A 6,989-nucleotide genomic window follows, 5' to 3' on the forward strand; every position below is an offset into this window, starting at 1 on the left:
GCGCGGACCGGGCCGACAGCGGCAGCACCCGGGCTACGGCCGGTGCGGCGGGCGGCGCGGCGGCCGACGCGGCCGGGGCCAGCGCCTCCTGCAGGATCACGTGCACGTTGCTGCCGCCGATGCCGAACGAGCTGACCCCGGCCCGGCGCGGCGTCTCCCGCCGGGGCCACTGCCGCAGCTCGGTGTTGACGAAGAACGGGCTGGTCGGCAACGCCAGCTCGGGGTTGGCCCGGGTGTGGTGCAGGGTCGCCGGGATCGCCTCGTGGCGCAGCGCCAGCACCGCCTTGATCAGGCTGGTCACCCCGGCCGCGGCGTCGAGGTGCCCGACGTTGCTCTTCACCGAGCCGATCGCGCAGTAGCCCACCCGGTCGGTGTGCTTGCGGTACGCGCGGGTCAGCGCGGTGATCTCGATCGGGTCGCCGAGGGCGGTGCCGGTGCCGTGGGTCTCGACGTAGCCGATGCTGTCCGGGTCCACGTCGGCCACGGCGAGCGCCTCGGCGACGACGCGGGCCTGCCCGTCCACGCTCGGCGCGGTGTAGCCGACCTTCAGCGAGCCGTCGTTGTTCACCGCGGTGCCGAGGATGACCGCGTCCACTGTGTCCCCGGCCGCGTGGGCGTCGGTCAACCGCCGCAGCACCACCACGCCCACACCGTTGCCGGCGACGGTGCCCTGCGCCTGCGCGTCGAAGGGCCGGCAGTGCCCGTCCGGGGAGAGGATGCCGCCCTGTTCGTAGCGGTAGCCGCCGCGCAGCGGCACGCTCACCGACACGCCGCCGGCCAGGGCCAGGTCGCACTCGCCGTTGAGCAGGCTCTGGGCCGCCAGGTGCACCGCGGTCAGCGAGGTGGAGCAGGCCGTCTGCACGGTCATGCTCGGCCCGGTCAGGTTCAGCTTGTACGACACCCGGGTGGCCAGGAAGTCCTTGTCGCTGGAGATCAGCGTCTGGTAGCTGCCGGCCGCGTCCACCGCCTGCTCGTTGGCGAGCAGGTTGAACAGCAGGTACGAGTTCAGGCTCGACCCGGCGAAGACGCCGATGCGCCCGTCGAAGGTCTTCGGGTCGTGGCCGGCCGACTCCAGCGCCGTCCACACGCACTCCAGGAAGACCCGGTGCTGCGGGTCGAGGACCTCGGCCTCGCGGGGGTGGTAGCCGAAGAAGCCCGCGTCGAAGCGGTCCGCGTCGGCCAGGACGCCCTTGGCCGGCACGTAGTCGTCCCGCGCGGCCACCTGCGGGTCGACGCCGTCGGCGCGCAGCTCCTCGTCGGACAGGCGGGCGATCCCCTCCCGGCCGGCCGTGAGGTTCGCCCAGAACTCGTCCACGTCGGCCGCGCCGGGGAAGCGCCCCGCCATGCCGATGACGGCTATCTGGTCGAGGTTCTCGACGTCGTCTGACATCTGTCTCACCTACCGTTCATGCCTGCGCGGCCGACGAGCGGCGGCGACGTCGACTCAGTGACTGCCGGCGGGTGGCCGCCCGTTCCTGGGCGTCGCCCAGGCCGTCGCCGTCCGCGCCGGGCCGGTTGAGGTAACCGGCGAGCGCGGCGACGGTCGGGAACTGGAACAGCTCGACGAGCGTCACGTCCCGGCCGGCCGCCGCGACGAGCCGCAGGCGGGCCTCGGCCATCAGCAGGGAGTGGCCGCCCAGCTCGAAGAAGTTGTCGTCCACCCCGACCTGCTCCACGCCGAGCAGCTCCCGCCAGATGCCGGCGACGGTCCGCTCCAGCTCGTCGCGCGGCGCCACGTACGGGCTGCGCAGCTCCGGGCGGGCCAGGTCGGGTTCGGGCAGGGCCGACCGGTCCACCTTGCCGTTCGGGGTCAGCGGCAGGGCGTCCAGCGTGGTGAAGACCGCCGGCACCATGTAGTCGGGAAGCCGTTCCTTCAACCGGCTGATCAGCTCACCGGTGGCCGGCACGGCCGGCCCGGCCAGGTACGCCACCAGCCGGGTGTCGCCGCCGTGCGCACGCGCCACCACCACCGCCTCGGTGACGCCGGGGCAGGCGGTCAGCGCCGCCTCGATCTCGCCCAGCTCGATCCGGAAGCCGCGCAGCTTCACCTGGTGGTCGAGGCGGCCCAGGTACTCGATCGCTCCGTCGGCACGGATCCGGCCCAGGTCACCGGTCTTGTAGAGCCGGGCGGGCGGCCGGTCGTCGTCGCGGTCGCCGGTGACGGCCGTGCCGTCGGCCGCCGCCGGCGTGGCGAACGGGTCGGCGACGAACCGTTCGGCGGTCAGCTCGGGCCGGTTCAGGTAGCCGAGCGCCACGTTGACCCCGCCGATGTGCAGCTCGCCCGGCACACCCACCGGCACCGGCTGCAGATGGTGGTCCAGCACGTACACCTGGGTGTTCGCGATCGGCCGCCCGATCGGCACCGGCCGGGGGTCGTCGCGGCGGCAGGCCCAGGCGGTGACGTCGATCGCCGCCTCGGTCGGGCCGTACAGGTTGTGCAGTTCGGCGGCGGACCGGGTGAAGAAGCGGTCCTGCAGGTCGCGCGGAAGCGCCTCGCCACTGCAGATCACCCGGCGCAGGCTCACGCACCGCTCGACGTCGGGCTCGCGCAGGAACGCCTGGAGCATGGAGGGCACGAAGTGCACGGTGGTGACCTGTTCGGAGCGGATCGTGTCGACCAGGTAGGCGCCGTCGCGGTGCCCGTCCGGGCGGGCCACGACGAGCGTCGCGCCGGTCATCAACGGCCAGAAGAACTCCCAGACCGAGACGTCGAACGAGTACGGCGTCTTCTGCAGCACCCGGTCGCCGGGGCCGAGGCCGTAGGCGTCCTGCATCCACAGCAGCCGGTTGCGGATGCCGGCGAACGTGTTCGGCACGCCCTTGGGTCGGCCGGTCGACCCGGAGGTGTAGATGACGTAGGCGACGTCGGTGCCGCGTACCGGGGTGGGCCGGTCGTCGGCGGCGTCCGCGGGCACGTCGTCGGTGAGCAGCTCGTCGGCGAACCACAGCGGCCCGTCCCAGGACAGCTTCTCGCCGAGCCGCCGCTGGGTGAGCACCACCGCCGGGTCCGCGTCGTCGAGCATCAGCGCCACCCGCCGGGCCGGCAGGCCCGGGTCGACGGGCACGTACGCGCCGCCGGCCTGCCAGATCGCCAGCAGGCCGACCACCAGCTCCACCGAGCGTTCCAGCACCAGGCCGACCCGCACGCCGGGGCCGACCCCGGCGGCACGCAGCCGGCGGGCCAGCCCGTTGGCCCGGCGCAGCAGCTCCCCGTAGCCGACGGTGCGGCCGGCGAACCGCACCGCCGGCAGTTCCGGCGTACGCCGGGCCCGCTCGGCGATCTGCTCGTGCGCCCAGCCCGCGCCGGGCCACCGCCGCGCCTCGCCCCGGGACAGCGCCAGCACCGCGTCCCGCTCGTCGGCGTCCAGCAACGGCAGTTCGTCGACAGCCGTGTGCGGGCCGGCGACGGCCAGCTCGACGATCCGCCGGTAGTGCCCGGCCATCCGGGCCATGGTGGCGGGTTCGAACAGGTCGCGGTCGTACTCGAACCAGCCGCTGACCCCACCGGCGTCGTTGAACAGCTGCAGCTCCAGGTCGAAGCGGGCGCCCTGGGCGCGCAGCGGCAGCCGTTCGAACTCCACCCCGGCCAGGGCCAGCGTGGGCAGCGGGTCACTCTGGTAGGAGAGCCCCACCTGGAAGATCGGCGGCCGGCTGAGGTCGCGGGCCGGCTTCAGCGCCTCCACCACCTTCTCGAACGGCACCCGCTGGTGGGCGTACGCGCCGAGGCAGGCGTCCCGGACCCGGCCCAGCAGTTCGGTGAAGGTCGGGTTGCCGGTCAGGTCCACGCGGACCGGCAGGGTGTTGACGAAGAACCCGATGAGCGGTTCGACCTCGGCCCGGTCCCGGTTGGCCATCGGCACGCCGACCACCACGTCGTCCTGCCCGCTGTAGCGGCGCAGCAGCACGCCGAAGGCGGCCAGCAGCGCCATGTACGTGGTCGCGCCGTGCTGCTTGCCGAGCGCGCCGAGCGCGGTGAGCACCGGCTCGGGCAACGTGAACGGGTGGGAGGCGCCCTGGAAGCCCTGCACCGGCGGGCGGGGCCGGTCGGTCGGCAGGTCGAGCACGGCCGGCGCCCCGGCGAGGTGCTCCCGCCAGTGGGTCAGGTCCGCCGACAGGTCCTCCCCGCGCAGCCAGTCCTGCTGCCAGGCGGCGTAGTCGCCGTACTGGACACTCAGCTCGGGCAGCGCCGGCCGGTCGCCGGTGGCCAGCGCGGCGTACCGGGTGGAGAGTTCACCCAGCAGCACCCCGACGGACCAGCCGTCGGAGACGAGGTGGTGCATCGCCACGCCGAGCACGCAGTCGTCGTCACCGAGCCGGAGCAGGGCCAGCCGCAGCAGCGGGCCGGTGGTGATGTCGAACGGCTCGCGCAGCGCGGCCACGATCCGCGCCTCCAGCTCGTCGCCGCCGGCCGGCGTGCCGCGCAGGTCGGTCTCGGCCAGCGGGATCGCGAGCGCCGGGTGGACCACCTGCACCGGCCGCCCGTCGCGCAGCTCGAACGTGGTCCGCAGCGACTCGTGCCGGGCGACGATCCCGTCGACGGCCTGCCGCAGCAGGGCGGTGTCCAGCGGGCCGCGGATGCGCACCGCCGCCGGGATCAGGTACGCCGGGTTGCCGGGCCGGAGCTGCTCCAGGAACCAGATGCCCTGCTGCATCACGGAGATCGGGAAGACGTTCTCCCGCCGGGCAGGCCGCGCCTGGCCCCGCTCGCGCAGCAGCTTCTCGAACAGCGCCCGTTTCTCCGGGGAGAGCGCGGCGAGCCGTGCGTCGAGGTCGGTCATCTCACGCCTCCTGGCCCAGTACGGCCCGCGCCTGCTCGTCGGAGAGGCCTTCCAGCTCGGCGAGCAGCTCCGAGGCGACGTCCTCGAACCGCTCGACCCGCCCGATGGCCGCCGCGTCGGCGCCGCCGTCGTCCGCACCGGCCGGCAGCCGGCTGACGATCTGCTCGGTGAGGGTGCGCAGGGTGGCGCCCTCCAGGAACACCGCGATGGACAGCGAGACGCCGAGCTGGCGTTCGATCTCGTTCTTCAGCTCCACCGCCATGAGCGAGTCCAGGCCCAGGTCGAACAGCGGCTGGTCCAGCCCGACCGACGCCGTCGCGGAGCCGAGGGTGGCCGCGACGGCGAGCACCAGTTGCCCGGTGAGCGTCTCGGCGCGCCGGTCGGCCGGCAGGGCCAGCAGCTGCGCGCGGCTGGGCAGCAGGCTGGTCCGGGCCGTACGCCGGGCGGGCCGGGCGGGGCCGTCGCCGCGCAGCAGCGGGGCGAGCAGGGCCGAACCGGAGACCTCCTGGTAGCGGCGCCCCCACTCGGTCCAGTCGACCGGGACCACGGCGATCTGCGGCTCGTCGTGGCGCAGCAGCCGGTGGAAGACCCGCAGCGCCTGGCCGGGCCGCAGCGTGCCCATGCCCTTGCTGAGCCCGGGGGTGGCGTCGGCGCCCCGGTTGGCCAGGCCGACCCCTTCCCAGATACCCCAGTTGACGCTCAGACCGGGCAGTCCGGCGGCGCGGCGCTGCGCCGCCAGCGCGTCGAGGAAGGCGTTGGCCGCCGCGTACCCGGCCACGAACGGCGAGCTGAGCAGCGAGCTGGTCGAGGAGAACAGGATGAAGAAGTCCAGCTCCCGGCCGGCGAACAGGCGGTGCAGCACCCAGGCGCCGACGGCCTTGGGCAGCAGCGGGCGTTCCAGGTCGGCCCGGGTCAGCTCCGTCAGCGGGGCCACCTCACCGGTGCCGGCGGCGTGCACGACGCCCCGGATCGGCGGCCGGCCCTCCCGGTCGTAGCCGGCCAGGAACGCCCGTACCGCCTCCTCGTCGGCGACGTCGACGGAGGCCACGTGCACGGCGGCCCCGAGCGCCTCCAGCCCGCGCACCCCGGCGACACGTGCCGCCGCCGGATGGTCGGCGGGCAGGCCGGCCCACTCGGCGCGGGGCGGCAGCACGGTGCGGCCGAGCAGCACCAGCCGCCGCGCGCCGGCCCGCACCATCGACCGGGCCACCTCCAGGCCGATACCGCCGAGGCCGCCGGTGATCAGGTAGCTCGCGTCGGGCCGCCACGGCCCGTCGGCGGCGTCGGCCTCGGGCACCGCCTGGCGGACGAGCCGGGCCACGTAGCGCCGGTCGCCGTGCAACGCGACCTGGTCCTCGGCGTCGCGGGCGGTCAGCTCCCCCACCAGACGCGCGGCCAGCGTGGCCGGATCGGCGGCCGGGTCGAGATCGATCAGGCCGCCCCAGAGCGCCGAGTGCTCCTGCTGCAACGACCGGCCCAGACCCCACAGGGCCGACTGGGCCACCGCGAGCGACACCGGGCCGCCCGGGGCGTCGGCCGGCCGTACGGCGCCGCGGGTGACCAGCCAGAGCCGTACCGTCTCCGGGCCCCGCGCCCGGGCCAGGGCCTGCGCGGTGTGGACCGCGCTGAGGCTGCCCCGCTCGGTGGCCCGCAGCAGCGCGGCGGCGTCCGCCGCGCCGTCCGGGTCGGTGTCGTCGAGGCTCCACAGGTGCAGCACCTGAAGCTCGCCGCCGTCGAGCGCCAGCTCGTCCACCAGCCGGCTCAGGTCCGCCGGGCCGTCCAGGCGCACCTCGGCCCGCGCGCCGTCGACGCGGTCCGCCGGGCCCGGCGACACCCGTACCACCCGCTCGCCCCGGACGGCGACGGCGTCGGCGAACCCGGCGCCGACCCCGGTCCCGTCGGTGAGCACCAGCCAGGTCCGGGCCGGGGTTGCTTCCGGGTCGGGAGCCGGCGCGGGCGCGTCGACAGGTTGCCAGTCGAGCCGGTAGAGCAGGTCGTCGTCGGCGTACGCGGCGGCGCCGTCCTCGCCGGTGTCGTCCACGGTGGATGATCCGGTGTGCCGCTGCTGCTGCCGCTGCGTGCGGCGCGGCTCCTGCCGGCAGTGCGTCTTCTCGAACGGGTAGGTGGGCAGCGGCACCCGGGCCCGCCGGTAGTCCCGGTCGAAACCGGCCCAGTCCAGGTCCACGCCGGCGGTGTAGAGCCGGGCGACGG

The 6,989-nt window shown here is 75.0% G+C and carries 3 protein-coding genes; all 3 read right to left on the reverse strand.

Features of this window, described 5'->3' with window-relative positions; all coding sequences use genetic code 11:
* Nucleotides 1-1,390: polyketide synthase (locus tag KBX39_RS18550; RefSeq protein WP_210871706.1), on the reverse strand; the 1,390-nt coding region annotated here is incomplete at its 3' end.
* Between the two features lie 16 nt (nt 1,391-1,406).
* Nucleotides 1,407-4,778 (reverse strand): non-ribosomal peptide synthetase, encoded by a 3,372-nt coding sequence (locus KBX39_RS18555; protein ID WP_210871709.1) that lies wholly within the window; start codon nt 4,776-4,778, stop codon nt 1,407-1,409.
* A 1-nt stretch (nt 4,779) separates the two neighbouring features.
* On the reverse strand, nt 4,780-6,989 hold a 2,210-nt coding region (locus KBX39_RS18560; RefSeq protein WP_210871711.1), incomplete at its 5' end, for a beta-ketoacyl reductase.

Origin of the sequence: Micromonospora sp. D75, assembly GCF_018070405.1 — a bacterium.
Classification (GTDB): Bacteria; Actinomycetota; Actinomycetes; order Mycobacteriales; family Micromonosporaceae; genus Micromonospora; species Micromonospora chalcea.

Bases quoted from the DNA above. Each gene is read 5' to 3' on its own strand.
- KBX39_RS18555 (WP_210871709.1), bottom strand. From the start codon at position 4,778: ATGACCGACCTCGACGCACGGCTCGCCGCGCTCTCCCCGGAGAAACGG.